Genomic DNA, 14,950 nt, shown 5'->3' with positions numbered 1-14,950 from the left:
AGAAAGCGTGAGAATACATGTAGTACAAAAAGGCGATACGATGTGGAAAATCGCCAAAAGATATGGCGTCGATTTCAAAGAGCTATTGAGGTTGAATAGTCAGCTCGCGACCCCCGATACGATTTATCCAGGGGCACGGATCAAAATTCCCGCCAAAGGTGTACCCGTTCGTCCCAGAAGAAGGTCTCCTCAACAACAAAGCAGTCAATCTCAATCTCCCCAATCGGTAAAAGAGCGGCCGATCCCCAAGGAAGTGCCGGAGGTTCCGATTGAGATCGAGCGAAGACCGATGGAAGAGCCAGAACAAGAGGAAGAGATTCAAGGCGAGATGGAGCAGGAAATGGAGCAGGAAATGGAGCCGATAGAAGAAGCAGAGCCAGAGGTCGAGATGGAATCGGAAACAAGGATCGAGTCAGAGTCCAAAACGAAGCCTGACATTCCTTATGTGGATCATCCAGCCGTCGAACGACCAACTCCTACGCTCTCGCCGCAAATCGTCACACCTCCGGCCCGTCCGATGATGCCCCAACAGACACGTCCGAACATTTCTCCCTATATGCTTCCCAATCAAGGCCAGCAGATGATCCCCCCGATGCAGCCGCCGCTCCCGATGCGCCCGATGCAGCCCATGATGCCGCCTCCGGTACGCCCGACTGCAGCACCGCAGCAGATTAGTCCCTATATACAAAAAGCACCCAATCCTCCCATGCAGATGCAGCCGCCCATTCCGCGAAGGCCATTGAGTCCGATCAGACCGACGCAACCTCCGGGCCAGGTTAGTCCGTTTCAATCGAACCGTCCCCCGAGCCAGGTGAGCCCGCTGCAACCGAACGAATCGCCGAGTCGGGTCAGTCCGTTCCAATCGAACCGCCCCCCGAGCCAGGTGAGCCCGCTGCAACCGAACGAATCACCGAGCCGGGTCAGTCCGTTCCAATCGAACCGCCCCCCGAGCCAGGTGAGCCCGCTGCAACCGAACGAATCGCCGAGCCGGGTCAGTCCGTTTCAGCCCAACCGACCGCCAAGCCAGGTAAGTCCGTTCCAGCCCAACCGACCGCCAAGCCAGGTAAGTCCGTTCCAGCCCAACCGACCGCCAAGCCAGGTAAGTCCGTTGCAACCCAACCTACCACCAAGCCAGGTAAGTCCGTTGCAACCTAACCTACCGCCAAGCCAGCTTAGTCCGTTTCAGCCACCCATGCCACCCATGCTGCCGATGCCGCCGATGCTGCCGATCCCTCCTTATATGCCGCCAGGGCATGTGAGTCCTTTCCAAGAGCACCACATGCCATTGCCACCGATGCCGATGCCGCCCCTGCATCGTCCTGCTCCTTGTCCGCCATGTGGAGGTGCAAGCCGTGGTTATCCGGTCGGGCCGATGTATTTTCCGCCAATGATGCCACCCATGCCGTGCCCGCCTGACCAAGGAATGCCCGGCTACCATATGTTGCCGCCTGATTATGATTCGTCGTACTCTTCTTCGTGCGAATGTTCCCCTGAACGGCCAAAGCCCAGACGAAAAGCCTTGAGACGGTCCAAAAAAGCTCACGATTCGTATCACTACTACCCAGCAAGCATGATGTCCCCTCCTTCACCCGCCATCTCCAGTACGCCAGGGCAAGGGCTATGGCCGAATTGGGGAGAAGGACATGATGAATCCTCTGCCTACTAATCGGGTTGGCTATGAACAAAGGATTACTACCTTCTCTTGAAAAAGCGTTTCGTTGCCAAATCTTTGGAGTCAAACCGAAACGAAACGTGAATCTGCTCAAAACGGACCGGGGCTACTGGATCATCAAGGGGTACAAGAATCGGGAAAAAGCGCAATGGGTGACTGAAATCGCTCAAGCACTGCGCGAAAAAGGGTTTCGGCATACCGTTCACTACGTGTTAGATGCGAGCGGGTCCGCTATTTTTGCCTACGGTGATCGCTTCTATACCATTATGAAGATGATTGATGGCCAGGAGGCGGATAATGCTGCACTGTACGACGTCAAAAAATCAGCAGAAACACTCGCTCGCTTTCATATAGCTGCACAAGGATTTCCCGTGCCACACAGCTCCTATACCTATGAAGGCACACCGGCATTGTTGGATAAATGGGAAAGCCGTCTGGAACAATTTGAACGAATTACCTGGTCGATTGATCTGAATGGTCCGCAAAATCGGATCGAGCAATTGATACAGCAAATGGCTCCCCAGGTGATTCGCGACGGGCAGGATATTTTGCAAAATGCTTACAAGTTGCCTCTTACCCCAGAAATGTATGTGGCGCTGGAGAGGGGGACATTGGCTCACCGGGATGTGGCGAGCCACAACTTTTTGCTGACCAGCAGAGGAAACTGCTATCTCATAGATCTCGATACCGTGGGTCATGACCTGCAGCTGGTTGATCTGGTTCAGTTGATGTCTCGCATGCTGATGATGCAGGAATATCGGGTCCAATCTTTTGTCGAGGCCATGGAGGCTTACAGCAAGGTCAAACCTCTCAGTGACACGCAAATCTGGATGGTGCATCAATTGCTGCGTTATCCTGACAATGTGCTGCGTGAAATTACAGGTCTGTACAGCCATCGTCCCGGCTATCATATGCGCGGGGTCCTTCAGCTGGTGCAGATGGAAGGCAGGCTGCAGCAGCAGCGGAGCATGTTCCTGGAAGCGGGGGACCAGATCTTGCAGCGCTCGCCGTGGGGGAATTATCACTTTGTAGGGTAAAAAAGAAGGTGCTGCCCATGGGTTTTGGGGACAGCACCTTGTTTGTGTTCATTATTTGGAAGCTGGTTTGGAAAGGTCGATTGTGTATTTTGCAAAGCCGTCTTCTTGAGTCGTAACGTATTTGAGGTTGGGCATTTTATCCGCGTATGGCTTCGCATCCGGGGATGTTTTGAAGGTAACGTTGAGATCTCCCTGGATGGGTGCAAAAGACCAGTTGTTGTCTGCAGCAGGGTTGATCGTTTTTTCACTCAGAATGTAGTTGATTACGACTTGGCGGCTTTCATCAGGTGAATCGATAATGATATTGGAACCGTCCAACCCAGGGAAGCTTCCTCCGCCACTTGCGCGATAGTTGTTGGTGACGATGATGAACTTGTCTTCCGGGTTGATCGGCTTGCCGTTGAAGCTCAGGTTTTTGATGCGGTGAGCGTTCGCGTCAGCCAGTTTGCCATCGAGCGCGTAACGGGACGGCTGTGTTACATCGATCTGGTAGGTAACACCGTCAATCACATCGTAGTTATAGGTTGGGAAGGCTTCATTCACCAGAGGCTGTTCTTCTTTTTTCTTCACATCGATCTGGTTGAATTGGCCAGCGGCGCGCTCCAGCCATTCTTTCACATCGGAGCCTTTCACCAGTACTGCGTTTACAGTGTTCGGATAGATGTACAAATCAGAAACGTTCTTGATTGCGATGGTTCCTGTCGGAATATTGGTGTAGTAGCTTGCCCCATTGCGTCCGCCCGCTTTGAATGGCGCGCCAGCAGAAAGAACTGGAATTCCTTCGTATTCCGTACCTTTGATGTGGTTTTCCACATACCATTTCTGCGCGTTTGTTACGATCTGAATCGAAGGATCGTCCTGCACCAGTGCAAAAAAGCTAAAGATCGGAGAAGTAGTTGTTCCTACCGCAGAACGTACCCATTCTACCGTGTGGTCATGATCTTCCTTCACTGCAGCCACCAGATCTTTATCTGCCTCTGCCAACGGAGCTTTTTTGGCTACGTCGTAGATGGGAAGCGCAGCCGTTTGGGAATCTGCAACTTTCCATTTGCCGTTCTCCTTCTGCAAGGTAAGGTCGATTACGCCCAGATGATTGCCCCAATAGCCGGGCATGACGGCTGGTTTTCCGTTAATTGTTCCCTTGGCAACGTCGACACCTTCAATACCCTCGAAGTTAGGGCCCGGGAACAAAGCATGGGAATGACCGAACAGCAGCGCGTCGATTCCATCGACTTTGCTCAATTGGAAGGTAGTGTTTTCGGCCATTTCTTCTGTTTCAGTGCCGCCGATTCCGGAGTGAGGCACTGCGATGATGATGTCTGCTCCTTTTGCCTTCATTTCAGGAACGAATTTTTTGGCAGTCTCTACGATATCCTTCGCAATGACTTTCCCTTCCAGATTGGCTCTGTCCCACTGCATGATTTTTGGCGGAACGAAGCCGATCACACCGACTTTGAGTGTAACGTCTTTGCCGCTTTCATCTTTAAATGTGCGATCCAAAATCAGGTAGGGAGTAAACTGGTTTTTGTCATTGTCTGGATTGTCGTCCTTGTCATCCACGTACACGTTGGCATTGACATAGGGGAAATTTGCACCTTTCAGACTGATCTCCAAGTGCTCCAGTCCGAAGTTGAACTCGTGGTTTCCGATGTTGCCGGCGTCGTACTTTAGCAGGTTCATCGCTTTGTAGACGGGGTGTACCTCGCCGTCTTTCAGCGGGTCTACTTTCGCTACGTAATCTCCCAAAGGATTGCCCTGGATGAGGTCGCCATTGTCGATGAGAATGCTGTTTTTCACTTCATCTCTGGCTTTTTTGATCAAGGTAGCTGTTTTTACAAGGCCAAATTCATCGGTTTCTTTATCTTGATAGTAATCATAGTTGACGATATTGGTGTGGATGTCTGTTGTCTCCAGCAGACGCAATTTCAGTGTCGATTCCGAATTTGCGCTTACAGGAGTAACAGGAAAGGCGAAGGCGCTGACGACCAACGACGTACTGAGCAAAAAGCTTGCCAGTAGTTTCTTGTTTGGCTTCTTCATAATGAAATAGATAACCTCCAAGTCATGAATAATATCATACAAAAAGATTTTACCATCAGAGACAGAATATTGGTATAAATTCCTAATGAATTTGTCGTAAATATGAGAATGTTGAAGAGACACGGGTATGTGGCCCCTTCCTTCTGGCAAAACTAGGAAAAAAGTCTAGTGAAGGGGTTCATCGTGCTATGAAGAGAAAATGGATGGTCTATGCCTCATGGGTAGCAGCCCTGTTGACCGGATTGATTGTGGGGATCGTAATGATGCTGCAGCCGGGTGCGGACAAGCAAAACAGCTTGACCCGGTTGTTTTCCCCGAGTTCAGAGAATGCGGCAAGAGTGATGGGTAACACCTATAATCTCGTATTGACCCGTACCTATTTGTGCGGTGTGAGGGACGAGGAGTACAAACCTGTAACAGCGAATCGATTGGCGGATATGATGGCGGATTACAAGGGCTGGGAGATCGTCTCCGCTGACGCCCACAAACTGATTTTGCTTAAAAGGGAGCATGATCTATCCCCGGCCTGCAAGGAAAATGGGTATTTCGGATTGAATGAAGACGGCATGCTTACGTTGTTCCACGGTCTTCCCAAGGAGCAGGAGGTCGTCCAAACCTTTTACCGGATCAACACCGCGAAAATGGAAGCAAGTCTCTCCAAGGAAGAATTGGAGAACTTGAAGCAAGGAATTCGAATTCATGACCTGGCGGAGTACAATAGTGTGTTGTCTACTTATGGTGAGTTTCAATTGATGGAGGAAGAGTGAGAGGGGCTGTCGCGAGGACAGCCCTTTTTATTTTCGTATTCAAGGATAGTCCATTTGGACCTCAACAATTCTCCAGCGGTCCCAAGGCGCTTCCCGATGCAGGAGAAAGAGCCAGGTGCCGGAGCGTTTCCTGCCGTTTTGCCCCACGAAATCGACATGAACGGGGAGTGCCACGAAGAAAAGACCAGCTTCATCAGACCGCGGAATATCCTCTTGTCGCTTGACACCTTGGACAGAGAGAAGCGATTCTGGCAGCGAGAAGCCAGAAGTGGTCATCCGCAGCGTGTGCTGATCATGCTCGTTCAATGAAGTGAGAAAATAGCCAACCAGCTCCTCGGGTTCTGCACGGACCAAGGTCTGGGCCAAAAGTCCGGATGGCTTGAGGATCATCAAGCTATGGCTGGGGTCTGGTTCCGTGCGGCGATGAGTTGAACTGCCGAAGAAATGGATGCAAAAATGGCCCGGAAAGGCATTTCCGCGTATGGCGCCAGCCCCATGCGGCATACCGTGCATGGAGGCGGCAAAAAATTTGCCGTCCACTTCGACCAGGATCGCACGCCGTTTCCAGCTCCATTTGCCCCGATAGATTTCTTTCATGATCATGGTATCCGCGCGAGTCAAGGGCTGGACGTCAGCGTGACGGCTGCCTGCTCGCCGCTGCACCATGAACCGCTGCCCGGTCTCCAGGTCGACGACAGTGGCATTCTCCATGCGCTCAAAGGATTTTTTCACTTGTTCCCAGGGAAGCGGATTTCCGTAGTGTGCTTGCTCCACAATTTGAACGAACTGCTCCACCTGTTGCCTGGCTTTTGCCGGGATCAGGAGGAGCTGCGATTTTTGCGGATCGTATAGTCGACCATCATGATCGTACCAATACAAGCGTTTATTCACCGCCATCGTGGCTCGGACCCAGTGCGGATTGCAAGTAGACTCTTTGGTGCGGGCACGCGAGATTTGCTTGATAAATGTACGGTCTGCCTGAAAGGTGATGGTTGTGACGAATGAGGATTCGGGTGAGACGCGAACCGAGATGGCAATATTGCGTCCCTTTACCGTTGTGGCATCTACCTGAGCAGGGGCGAGGATGAGAAAATAAAGGCAAAAGCAGCATACTATTCGAAAAAACAGCCGCATGACCGTCACCTCCACTCATTAGTCTGCGCTGCAAAGAAAAGGAGCAAATCTGCAAATCTTGCCAACATAAGCGATTGGCCGATGCGCATACTGTTTCCATACGGCGGTCTTGAGGAGGTATCTTTCGCATGGGCTCAATGCCGAGAGGAAGCTATAAGGACCAATTCCACCAACGTTTGTATGTTCAACTCAACCAAGGCCATAACAAGCTGGACTATCGCCGAATCAGCAAGATCCAGGATGAGATGCGAAACCATGTTGATGAGTATGCTCATATGCTGCACGATGAGGCTGATACGCTGGGGATGAACAAACACTAGGTGACGCCGTATGACCCGCTCTCCATTCAGAGCGGGTTTTTTCCGTCTTGTTTCGCGCTCATGGAAATGCATGTTCGCTTTGTTGGCGCTTTATGATACAGTAGAGATACGAATCTTTGTATCATTGGCAGGAGAATGGATTATGCGCATTATTGGAATTGACCCGGGAATAGCCATCGTCGGATTTGGCGTGGTGGACAAAGAGGGAAGCCAGCTTCGCCCTGTTCAGTACGGCAGCATCCAGACACAGGTAGGCCTTTCCGTTCCTCTACGATTGAAGCAGATCTTCGAAGCGATGCAGAGTCTGCTTGAGACTTATCGCCCGGATGAGATGGCGGTAGAGAAGTTGTTCTTTAATAAAAATGTAACGACAGCCTTTACGGTCGGGCAGGCGAGAGGCGTGATTCTGCTCGCGTCCGAAATGGCTGGCGTACCCGTCTATGAATACACCCCGATGCAGGTGAAACAAGCGGTGACCGGTTATGGTGGTGCAGAGAAAAAACAGATTCAGGAGATGACCAAGCTGCTCCTTCGTCTCAAAGAAGTGCCAAAGCCAGACGATGTGGCTGATGCTTTGGGCATCGCATTGACTCATGCGCAGTTCCGCGCATTTATTTCGATTTCGGAAGGGGTTCGCCGATGATTGATTTCGTGGAAGGCACCTTGTGCTATTTGGATTCAGAATATGTGGTGATCGAGACGAACGGGATTGGCTACCGGATTTTTTGTCCGAACCCTTATCAGTTTGTCCGCGATGAAGGAAATCGGACGAGATTACATACGCATCATCATGTGCGGGAGGATGCGATTCTTTTGTACGGGTTTGCGAGCCGTGATGAGCGGGATTTGTTTCGCAAGCTGATCGATGTAAGCGGCATAGGCCCCAAGGGAGCTTTGGCGATCCTGGCGGCAGCCACACCTGAGCAGATCGTCATGGCAGTACAGCAAGAGAATGTCACGTATTTAACGAAGTTCCCAGGAATAGGAAAAAAGACAGCGCAACGCATTATTCTGGACCTGAAGGACAAATTGGTAGGCTTTACGCCATCGGCAATCCTCACTGTTGCGACCGGGGAACTGGCGCAGGGAGAAAAGGCAGCCTCCGCTTTGAACGAAGCCCTGGAAGCGTTGACCTTCCTTGGTTACTCTGATGGAGAATTGCAAAAAATCAGGAATGCGCTGTCTGAAAAGGCCAAAGGTGGGGACAAGGTAGAGGCGCTCATCAAGCAAGGGCTGGCTCTGCTGATGAGGGGGTAGACTATGGACGAGCGTATTATTACGACACAGATGAACCTGGAAGAGGACGCGGCTGAGTTCAGCTTGCGACCGCGGTATCTGAATGAGTACATCGGTCAGCAGCAGGTAAAGGAAAACCTGAAGATCTTCATTGAGGCGGCCAAGATGCGCCACGAGTCGCTGGATCACGTCTTGCTGTACGGACCGCCTGGATTGGGGAAGACCACGCTGTCCCAGATCATTGCAAATGAAATGGGTGTCAATATTCGCACCACCTCGGGACCTGCGATCGAAAGGCCGGGTGATCTGGCCGCGATTCTGACCAATCTGCAGGAAGGGGATGTCCTTTTTATCGATGAGATTCACAGGCTGAACCGGAGCGTGGAAGAGGTCCTTTATCCTGCGATGGAGGATTTCGCATTGGATATTATCATCGGCAAGGGGCCGAGTGCCCGCAGCGTCCGTTTGGATTTGCCACCCTTTACGCTGGTGGGGGCGACCACTCGTGCAGGGATGCTGTCAGCTCCTTTGCGGGACCGATTTGGAGTGGTCAACCGGCTCGAATTTTACACGGTACCAGAGCTTGCCTTCATCGTCTCTCGCGCCGCAGATATTTTGCAGGTTGAGATTCGCGAAGCGGGAGCGCAGGAGATCGCCAGACGTTCGAGAGGGACACCGCGTGTCGCCAATCGTTTGCTCAAGCGTGTTCGTGATTTTGCCCAGGTGCGGGGGGAAGGTGTCATTACGGACGAGATTGCCAAGGAAGCTTTGGAGCGGCTGCAGGTAGATGCCTGCGGTTTGGATCATATCGATCACAAGCTCTTGTTGGCGATCATGGACCGCTTCGATGGCGGACCAGTGGGCCTTGATACCATTGCTGCCACGATTGGCGAGGAATCACAGACGATTGAGGATGTGTGCGAGCCTTACCTGATGCAGATCGGCTTTATGCAGCGTACACCGCGTGGTCGCGTGTTGACACCAAGCGCCTATCAACACTTCGGTCGGGAGATGAAAGCATGAATCCAATCGCCAAGCTCTTGATTATCGGCGGAGCGGTCCTCATTGTGATCGGATTGCTATGGCAAATAGGCGGACGCTTTCTGCCATTGGGGCGGTTGCCTGGAGATATTGTCGTAGAAAAGGAAAATGTCAGGTTTTACTTTCCCATCGTGACATGTATCGTGATCAGCATTGTGTTGTCTCTTGGCATGTACCTGTTTCGGTTGTTCAAATAAGGATTATGCAGTCAGAAAAACCATGGAGAAATCCGTGGTTTTTTCTTTTGTCCAAATCGTCAAAAACGCCAAAGAGGGAAGGAGAACAGCCAATGATTGTCGAAAAAGTTGGTTGGTAATGCCAAAATTCGACGTATACAGGTGAAAGGAAGGACGAGGGACGACATGTGGAAGAAATGGATGGGTAAAGTCCTCTCCGCAGGCCTGATCACAACTTTGCTTCTGGGTGGACAGCTTCCGGCACAAGCCAAGAGCAAAGATATTCGGGTTGCATTGTTCGTGGATTCGGGGCAGGGGTATCGAGGAGTGGTACCTTCGATCACGTTGACCTCTGAGGGCGGCATAGACGTGATATTGTCCAGTGCCGAGGGGAAAACAGAACTGCCGGAGATGAATGGTGAAGCCGCACGTTTTCGTGTGGACGAGTTCCATCTGATCGTCGCGGAGACGGCGGATTGGAACCAGGCGCAAGGAATTGCCCAGCAATTAACACAGCGCAAGTACGAGGGAACCATTCAGGCAGTACAAAAGGGTTCACAGATGCTCTACCAGGTTGTGAGCGGATCCTACTCTACGTATCAGGCAGCGTCCAAACAGGCTCAGACCGTTGCACAGGCGACTGGACAAAAGCCAGTGGTCAAGGGGCCGTTTCATCTGGAGGCGGGTAGATACCGCAACCTGCAGGAAGCAATGGACTGGAAACGAACCTTTGATACATCAGGTTATCCTGCCTATCCGGTGGTCATCCAGGACGGGAAGAGAGAGGAGTACGCCCTGTGGGTAGGGGATGAGGTGAGCGGGGAGGCCCTGCAAGCCTTGAAGCGAAAAGTATCGTCGGAAATTCCCGGATTTTCGTACACGGAGGCAGCAGCCTCTTCTTATGTTATCCTCAAGCAGGACGTGTATGGGTCGGCTAGAGATACGATCTGGAAATACGTATTCTCACCTCGCGCCAAGCTGATTGCAGAGCCCCAGCGAAGCCGAGGCACAGCGCTGATCGGAGTAGTGGAGCGCGATCAGCGGACCTATCGCGGAAAAATGGAGCTTTCCTCGTACAATGGCTATCTGACGCTTGTAAACGAACTGCCGCTGGAGGAGTATCTCTATGGCGTCGTCGGATCGGAAATGGCTCCTGGATGGCCTTTGGAGGCATTGAAAACTCAAGCGGTCCTGGCTCGGACCCGTGCGGTCGGCTTGGGCAATAAATACGGAGTGGCCAATCTGTCCGACACCGTCTATGAGCAAGCATATTACGGATACGCCAAGGAATCGGCGGATATTCGCGAAGCGGTGGACGAGACAAAGGGAGAAATCATCACCTATCGTGGTAAAGTGGTGGAATCCTTGTATTATTCCAACGCCGGGGGCATGACGGCGGACGGAAGCGAAGTATGGGGCAATCCTGTCCCATATCTGAGACCGGTCGACAGTGATGATTATGGTCCGATGGTGCAAGCCAACCTCTGGTACCAGGTATCCCTGGCCGATGGCAGATTGGGTTATGTGAGAAGCGATCTGGTCAAAGAGTCGGGCTTTACCAATGCGATGGGATTGCGACAGGCAGTCGTTGCTACGGACAATACCAATCTACGCTCAGGGCCAAGCACAGCCTTCCATCGCGTGTTAGCTACCCTGCCTTATGGCGCTTCGCTGACGATCCTGTCTGAAGAACCGGAAGAAAACGCCTATTCCTGGACTCGCGGACCTTATACGGCAGAAGAGCTGGCGGGCATGATCAACACCAGTCAGGACAGAAACAAGGCTCCGCGAATTTCCGGCCCGATTCAGTCCTTGCGAGTGACTGAGCGTGGGCCATCAGGACGGGTTCTGGAGATGGAAGCCAATGGTCAAACCGTGGCTGTCTCTTCGCCGGATGCGCACCGGTCTATTTTCCAGCAAGGAGGAAGCTCCCTGCGCAGCACCAAATTTGAAGTGGAAGAGATGGGCAGCATTACCATTCTCGCCGGCAATGGCAAGCTTCGCAATTATGCGGCAGGCGGAGGACAGATTCAGGCGGTTGGAGCCAATGACTACTATTCCCAGGCAGCCAACGGCTACAACGATCAGTACCTCGTTTACAGTGGAGATGGCGTTTGGAGAACAGTCAGCAAAACCCCGCTCTTTCTGTTCCGGGGGACAGGCTTCGGTCATGGTCTCGGGGTTTCGCAGTACGGGGCCAAGGCAATGGCAGAAAGCGGGTATGACTACGAAGAGATTCTGCAACACTATTACCAAGATGTAGAAATTGAACGCAGCAAATGAACAAGACAAAAGGAGTAACAGCCTGTGGATGTGCAACAGTTTGACTTTGAGCTTCCCGAACATTTGATAGCCCAACACCCCTTGGCAGATCGCACAGCATCAAGGCTGCTGGTTCTGCATAAGGAGACGGGCAACATTTTGCATCAACGCTTTACGAATCTGATCGACCATCTGGTGCCGGGAGATGTCCTGGTCCTAAACGACAGCCGTGTTCTTCCCGCACGGCTGATCGGCGAAAAAGAGGGTACGGGCGCAAAGATTGAGGTGCTATTGCTCAAATCACTGGGAGAAGACCGTTGGGAGACTCTCGTAAAGCCAGGAAAGCGGGTGAAGCCGGGTACGGTCGTAGTGTTTGGCGACGGATTGCTGCGCTGCATCTGTGAAGAAAGCACAGACATGGGAGGACGCATCGTCCGCTTTTCCTACGAAGGGATATTCTATGAAATCCTGGAGCGATTGGGTACGATGCCGCTGCCGCCCTACATCCATGAACAGCTTGAGGATCAGGAACGGTACCAGACGGTTTACGCTCGCGAACGGGGCTCTGCTGCAGCCCCTACCGCAGGACTACATTTCACCAAAGAATATCTCGAACGAATCGCGGCCAAAGGGGTCCACATCACGACGATCACGCTGCATGTAGGCTTGGGAACCTTTCGTCCGGTCTCGGCAGATCGCGTCGAGGAACATGTGATGCATGCCGAATACTACGAGATTTCACAGGAGACCGCCGATGTGGTCAATGCCGCCAAAGAAGAAGGCAGACGTGTGATCGCTGTCGGAACCACTTCTTGTCGCACCCTTGAGACTGTAGGCTCGGCCCATGGAGGCAGATTGGCAGCCACCAGCGGCTGGACGGATATTTTCATCTATCCGGGCTATTCATTTTCCATCATTGACGGTATGCTGACCAACTTTCACTTGCCCAAATCCACGCTGGTTATGCTCGTTAGCGCATTGGCCGGAAAAGAGAATATCTTGAATGCCTATAAGAGCGCAGTTGAGCAAGAGTACCGTTTCTTCAGCTTCGGGGATGCGATGCTGATCATTTAGTCCTTGAGTTGGCATCATATGAGCATTCGCTTATCTGTTTGGGTTTACTTCAATGCGAGATTTTTTTATAATAGGAAAGACTTACATACAAGCTTGGGGAGTGCAATCATTTGGCTGTACGCTACGAATTGATCAAAACTTGCAAACAAACCGGTGCACGCCTTGGCAAGCTGCATACGCCGCACGGTACAATCGACACCCCTGTGTTCATGCCAGTCGGCACACAGGCTACGGTGAAGACGATGAGCCCGGAAGAGCTCAAAGAGATGGGTGCGGGCATTATTCTGAGCAATACCTACCATTTGTTTTTGCGTCCAGGTCACGAAATTGTGCGTGAAGCCGGGGGACTGCATAGCTTTATGAATTGGGATCGGGCGATTTTGACTGATTCCGGCGGTTTTCAGGTGTTCAGCCTCAGCAATTTGCGTAAAATTACGGAGGAAGGCGTCTCTTTCCGCTCGCATTTGAACGGAGAGAAGCTGTTCATCGGACCGGAAGAAGCGACGCAAATCCAAAATGCACTGGGTGCCGATATTTTTATGGCGTTTGACGAGTGTGCGCCCTATCCGGCGGAATACGATTACGTCAAGCAATCGATGGAACGGACTACACGGTGGGCAGAGCGCTGCCTGAAAGCGCATGAACGGCCGGATGCTCAAGCCTTGTTCGGCATCGTGCAGGGCGGGATGTACAACGACCTGCGTGCGATCAGTGCCCGAGATCTCGTCTCGCTTGATTTTCCGGGATACGCCATTGGCGGTTTGAGCGTGGGTGAACCGTTTTCCTTGATGTACGAAGTGTTGGAGAACACCGTTCCGCTTTTGCCGTCTGGAAAACCGCGCTATCTGATGGGAGTAGGTTCGCCGGATGCCCTGATTGAAGGGGCCATTCGCGGAATCGATATGTTCGACTGTGTACTGCCTACGCGGATCGCTCGCAACGGGACATGCATGACAAGCCAGGGCAGACTGGTGATTCGCAATGCAAAATTTGCACGCGACTTCACGCCGCTTGATCCTAACTGCGATTGCTATACCTGCAAGAATTATACACGCGCTTATATCCGACACCTGGTCAAGTCGGAGGAAACCTTCGGGATTCGTCTAACCACCTATCATAACCTCTACTTCCTGGTGAAGCTGATGGAGAAGGTGCGCCAAGCGATTGCCGAAGACCGTCTGCAAGATTTCCGCGACCAGTTTTTCGCTCAATATGGATTGGGTGGAGATAGATCTTTTTAATTGAGGGGGCTACATATTTATGGACAGCACATTGACCAATTTTTTACCGATTATCATCATGTTTGCGATTTTCTATTTCCTGCTGATTCGTCCTCAGCAAAAAAAGGCGAAACAGCGCAATGCCATGCTTTCAGCCTTGAAAAAGGGCGATAAAATCGTAACCATTGGCGGCATGCACGGGACGATCCAGGAACTGTCTGATGATTCGGTGACGCTGCGAATTGCCCATAACGTGAACGTTACGTTTGACCGCGGTGCGATCAACAACGTCGTCTCCTCCAATGCGAGCGAGCCTGCACCAACCAAGACAGAGGAAACAAAAGAAGAAGCAAAATAAGCCTGACACAAGCGCGAAAGCCTGGTGACCGGCGATAGAATGCAGACAAAACAAAAGCACAGGACAAAAGACCGGTTTGGTCCATTGTACTGTGCTTTTTTGCTGCTTTCCGAGCTTTGTCCCTCTTACCTTCTGGGCTTGAAATTTCTCGGTTTATGACCGGAATTGGCGGAATTGACACCCAATATACCCCCGACACCGGCAATCACGAATGCGCCGATCAGGAAGAAAAAGGTCTCCCATTGCATGGGAGCGTCAAATCCGAGAAAACCGATCAGAAGCACAAACAAAAAATAGGTGAGTCCGGTCAGGCCGCCGTAGTACCAACCCTTTTCTCCGCGTCGGCGGCCTGTAACAAAACCTCCGATCAAGAGTCCCAGGATATTGATGACGTACGTAAAATAGGGCAGGGAACTTTCGCGTATGCTGGTAAAACTAAGCAGCAGAGTGGCAAGCAGGGCTCCCGTCAAGACGAGACCAAGCGTGTACATGAGTCCGGTCAGTACAGAGGTAGAGGCACTCCGCACAGTATAACCCCCTTACTGGTCAAGTTTGTACCATCTATATGAGTAGCTTGGTCCACGTATTCATCTTCGCGTTGAACATTGGAAGG

15 protein-coding genes are annotated in these 14,950 nt (G+C 51.8%); 12 read left to right on the top strand and 3 right to left on the bottom strand.

The features are described 5' to 3' along the window. The first annotated feature begins 7 nt into the window (after positions 1-7). Complete coding sequence (gene safA / locus T458_RS33885; protein WP_023554959.1) at positions 8-1,666, top strand: SafA/ExsA family spore coat assembly protein; 1,659 nt, start codon at positions 8-10, stop codon at positions 1,664-1,666. Between the two features lie 11 nt (positions 1,667-1,677). Next, positions 1,678-2,709 carry a phosphotransferase gene (locus T458_RS33880; protein WP_031305404.1) on the top strand — a complete coding sequence of 344 codons (1,032 nt, stop codon included), beginning with the start codon at positions 1,678-1,680 and terminating at the stop codon, positions 2,707-2,709. Between the two features lie 51 nt (positions 2,710-2,760). Here the strand turns inward: T458_RS33880 and T458_RS33875 are convergent, their stop codons facing one another. After that, positions 2,761-4,749 carry a bifunctional 2',3'-cyclic-nucleotide 2'-phosphodiesterase/3'-nucleotidase gene (locus T458_RS33875; protein WP_023554957.1) on the bottom strand — a complete coding sequence of 663 codons (1,989 nt, stop codon included), beginning with the start codon at positions 4,747-4,749 and terminating at the stop codon, positions 2,761-2,763. 188 nt (positions 4,750-4,937) lie between these two features. On the opposite strand from T458_RS33875, the gene T458_RS33870 reads away from it, so the two are divergent. Continuing rightward, positions 4,938-5,516: a BofC C-terminal domain-containing protein gene (locus T458_RS33870; protein ID WP_023554956.1), complete on the top strand. Its 579-nt coding sequence runs from the start codon at positions 4,938-4,940 to the stop codon at positions 5,514-5,516. 39 nt (positions 5,517-5,555) lie between these two features. Here T458_RS33870 and T458_RS33865 read toward each other — a convergent pair whose 3' ends face one another. After that, positions 5,556-6,650, bottom strand: coding sequence for a hypothetical protein (locus T458_RS33865; RefSeq protein ID WP_023554955.1), 1,095 nt, complete (start codon positions 6,648-6,650; stop codon positions 5,556-5,558). A gap of 128 nt (positions 6,651-6,778) precedes the next feature. On the opposite strand from T458_RS33865, the gene T458_RS33860 reads away from it, so the two are divergent. From T458_RS33860 to yajC, 9 genes are all read left to right on the top strand, one after another. Beyond that, on the top strand, positions 6,779-6,970 hold the full coding sequence (locus T458_RS33860) for a hypothetical protein (RefSeq protein WP_023554954.1): 192 nt from the start codon (positions 6,779-6,781) through the stop codon (positions 6,968-6,970). A 142-nt stretch (positions 6,971-7,112) separates the two neighbouring features. Then, complete coding sequence (gene ruvC, locus T458_RS33855; protein WP_023554953.1) at positions 7,113-7,613, top strand: crossover junction endodeoxyribonuclease RuvC; 501 nt, start codon at positions 7,113-7,115, stop codon at positions 7,611-7,613. Beyond that, complete coding sequence (ruvA, locus tag T458_RS33850) at positions 7,610-8,227, top strand: Holliday junction branch migration protein RuvA (protein WP_023554952.1); 618 nt, start codon at positions 7,610-7,612, stop codon at positions 8,225-8,227. The genes ruvC and ruvA overlap by 4 nt, the downstream gene beginning before the upstream one ends. A gap of 3 nt (positions 8,228-8,230) precedes the next feature. After that, a complete protein-coding gene (ruvB, locus tag T458_RS33845; protein ID WP_023554951.1) occupies positions 8,231-9,229 on the top strand; it encodes a Holliday junction branch migration DNA helicase RuvB in 999 nt (332 codons plus the stop codon). After that, on the top strand, positions 9,226-9,444 hold the full coding sequence (locus T458_RS33840) for a DUF2905 domain-containing protein (protein WP_023554950.1): 219 nt from the start codon (positions 9,226-9,228) through the stop codon (positions 9,442-9,444). The genes ruvB and T458_RS33840 overlap by 4 nt, the downstream gene beginning before the upstream one ends. A gap of 165 nt (positions 9,445-9,609) precedes the next feature. Further along, the gene (locus tag T458_RS33835; RefSeq protein WP_023554949.1) at positions 9,610-11,706 is read left to right on the top strand and encodes a SpoIID/LytB domain-containing protein; all 2,097 of its coding nucleotides are present in this window, start codon (positions 9,610-9,612) and stop codon (positions 11,704-11,706) included. Positions 11,707-11,730: 24 nt separating this feature from the next. Next, entirely contained in the window at positions 11,731-12,759 is a 1,029-nt protein-coding gene (gene queA, locus T458_RS33830) for a tRNA preQ1(34) S-adenosylmethionine ribosyltransferase-isomerase QueA (RefSeq protein ID WP_023554948.1), read from the top strand. A 110-nt stretch (positions 12,760-12,869) separates the two neighbouring features. Then, positions 12,870-14,000, top strand: a complete 1,131-nt coding sequence (gene tgt / locus T458_RS33825; protein WP_023554947.1) for a tRNA guanosine(34) transglycosylase Tgt — start codon at positions 12,870-12,872, stop codon at positions 13,998-14,000. Between the two features lie 19 nt (positions 14,001-14,019). Continuing rightward, positions 14,020-14,337 (top strand): preprotein translocase subunit YajC, encoded by a 318-nt coding sequence (gene yajC, locus T458_RS33820; protein ID WP_023554946.1) that lies wholly within the window; start codon positions 14,020-14,022, stop codon positions 14,335-14,337. 125 nt (positions 14,338-14,462) lie between these two features. Here yajC and T458_RS33815 read toward each other — a convergent pair whose 3' ends face one another. Beyond that, positions 14,463-14,864, bottom strand: a complete 402-nt coding sequence (locus T458_RS33815; protein ID WP_023554945.1) for a TIGR04086 family membrane protein — start codon at positions 14,862-14,864, stop codon at positions 14,463-14,465. Between the last annotated feature and the right edge of the window lie 86 nt (positions 14,865-14,950).

The sequence above is a fragment of the Brevibacillus panacihumi W25 genome, assembly GCF_000503775.1.
GTDB lineage: Bacteria > Bacillota > Bacilli > Brevibacillales > Brevibacillaceae > Brevibacillus > Brevibacillus panacihumi_A.
The sequence above is the reverse complement of the archived record's forward strand: the minus strand, read 5'-3'. Positions and strand labels throughout refer to the sequence as shown.